We start from the raw sequence: 895 nt of genomic DNA on the forward strand, positions 1-895 counted from the left end.
TCGGCCTGGTGGCCCCCGGCTATACCATGGCCCGCACATTGTCTTCCGCCCTGAACGGCGATCGAGACACTGCTTTCACCGGTGCCGACATGAGCACCAAGCTCAAATTGCTGGGTGTAGACGTGGGTTCCATCGGCGACGCCCATGCCCAGACCCCGGGCGCTCGCAACATCCGCTTTAACGATGAACAGGCCGGCCACTATCGGCGCATGGTGATCAGCGAGGATGGCAAGACCCTGCTGGGCGCCATTCTGGTGGGTGACAACAGCCACTACGACACCCTGCTGCAATACGCCCTCAATGGCATCACCCTGCCGGAGAATCCGGAAACCCTGATCCTGCCGGAGAGCCAGGGCGGCGCGCCGGCCCTGGGCCCGGATGCCCTTCCGGAAACCGCCTCGATCTGCTCCTGCCACAACGTGACCAAGGGCGATATTTGCGGCGCCATTGATGCCGGTTGCTCGGACCTTGGCAGCGTCAAGGCCGAAACCAAGGCCAGCACGGGCTGCGGCGGCTGCACCGCCCTGCTCAAGAACGTGGTGGACAGTGAGCTGGAAAAACGCGGCGTGGAGGTCAGCAAGGATCTGTGCGAGCACTTCCCGTACAGTCGCCAGGAGTTGTTCCACCTGGTGAAGGTGAACGGCATCCGCACCTTCCGCACCCTGATCAGTCAGCACGGCAAGGGCCACGGCTGCGACATCTGCAAACCGGCCGTGGCCTCGATTCTGGCCACCTGCTGGAACGAGCACATCCTGGCCACCGACCACGTGCCGCTTCAGGACACCAACGACACCTTCATGGCCAACATGCAGAAGAACGGCACTTACTCGATTGTGCCGCGCATTCCCGGCGGCGAGATCACCCCGGACAAGTTGATTGTGCTGGGTGAGGTGGC

At 63.0% G+C, this 895-nt stretch carries 1 protein-coding gene; it reads left to right on the top strand.

The window, feature by feature from the left end; genetic code table 11:
• Positions 1-895, top strand: an 895-nt coding sequence (locus B2W52_RS16515; protein ID WP_286803763.1) for a (2Fe-2S)-binding protein, incomplete at both ends; no start/stop codon positions are given.

It is taken from the genome of Marinobacter sp. UBA2498, assembly GCF_002341575.1.
GTDB lineage: Bacteria > Pseudomonadota > Gammaproteobacteria > Pseudomonadales > Oleiphilaceae > Marinobacter > Marinobacter manganoxydans.